The sequence below is a fragment of the Actinomycetospora sp. genome (assembly GCF_055612215.1).
Genome location: NZ_JBVPVA010000275.1, coordinates 1 through 1511, shown reverse-complemented (window position 1 = coordinate 1511; position 1511 = coordinate 1). Strand labels below are relative to the sequence as shown.

Annotated in this window: 2 protein-coding genes; both read right to left on the bottom strand. The window is 74.3% G+C overall.

What is annotated here, in order from left to right; translation table 11 throughout:
* Window positions 1-275, bottom strand: a 275-nt coding sequence (locus tag AC0CYZ_RS07515) for a CoA transferase (protein WP_472213867.1), incomplete at its 3' end; no start/stop codon positions are given.
* Window positions 276-362: 87 nt separating this feature from the next.
* A partial coding sequence (locus tag AC0CYZ_RS07510) for an FAD-dependent monooxygenase (protein WP_472213864.1) occupies window positions 363-1511 on the bottom strand: 1149 nt, incomplete at its 5' end.

The window sequence follows — 1511 nt, the reverse complement described above, 5'->3', positions numbered from 1 at the left end:
ACGACGTCCGCGCGGCGGGCGAGCTCCCGCGCCAGCGCGACGTCGTCGGGGTCGCGCAGGTCGAGCGCGATCGAGCGCTTCCCGCGGTTGATCCCGAGGTAGTACGTCGACGTCTCACCGCGCGTCGGGGGCATCCAGGAGCGGGTGTCGTCGCCGCCGCGTCCCTCGACCTTGACGACCTCGGCGCCCAGGTCGGCCAGCAGCATCGTCGCGTAGGGGCCGGCCAGGATGCGGGAGAAGTCGGCCACCAGTACGCCGTCGAGTGGGCCGGCCATGGACCATCCTCTCGGGTATCCGCCCTGCGGTGTCCGTCTGACGGACGAGCGTCCGCAGACGATCCTCGGCCTTTCCGACGACGGGCGTCAAGGGGTGGGATCGACGCCCGCGTAGGCGTGGGCGAACCAGCGGGCGAGGAGCGGATCGTCGCGCAGGCGCCGGACCCAGCCCTCGCGCATGCCGTGCACGAAGGCCGCCGATCCGCTGCCGGACAGCGCGTCGGCCGAGAAGGCGGACAGGATGCGCAGGAACCAGTCGGAGAAGCCCTGGGTCGCGGTGATCACGGGCAGGCGGGTGTCGGAGTAGCCGGCGAGCCGGGCCTCGTCGCCGCCGTGCGCCTCGATCAGGCCGTGCGCGAGCTCGACGGCGTCGGCGACCGCGAGATTCATCCCCTTGCCGCCGGCCGGGGTGATCAGGTGGGCGGCGTCACCGACGAGGTACGTGCCGCCGGCCTGCATCGGGACGGTGACGCGGGTGCGCAGGTCGAGGTCGTCGACGCTCGTGAACGTGACCCCGTCGAGCGCGCCGGGCTCGCCGAGCCGGTCGGCCAGGTCCTCGCGGATCTCGTCGTGGGTGAGGTCGGCGGCGGAGACCGAGTCGGGGACCTCGAGGTAGAACCGTGTCTCCTCGGGCCCGCGTCGCAGGTGGGCGGCGTAGCCGCGGGGGTGGATGGCGTAGATCGTGTGCCCGACGAGCGGTCCGGTGCGCGCCGAGACGACGAGCCAGCGGCTGGCCAGGGGGCGGTCGAGGACCTCGACGCGGTCGGCGATCGCCCGGGCGACGGGGCCGCCCGCGCCGTCGGCGCCGACGACCGCGCCGGGCGTGTACGCGGTCCGCGTGCCGTCGGGGCCCTCCACGACGACCCGCGGTCCGTCGGGGTCGAGCTCCACGACGCGGTGGGCGAAGTACAGCGGGGCGTCGCGGGCGACCAGGTCGGCCGCGAGCTCGGCGACGAGTCGGTGCTGCGGGAAGACGTAGTGCGGGCGGTCGCCGGTGAGGTCGGCGTAGTCGAAGACGTGGCGCGTCGTCGGGGTGCGGAACTCGACGCGACGGTTCTCGGCGTCGAAGGTCAGCGGGGCGTCGGGACCGTCGGCGATCCCCTCGCGGCGCAGCAGCTCCACGGTGCGGTACTCGACGATGCCGGCCTTCGGCTGGGTGCCGACCTCGGCCTGCGTCAGCCGCTCGACCAGCACGAACGGGACGCCGGCCCGGTGGAGGAGCCAGGCGAGGACGAG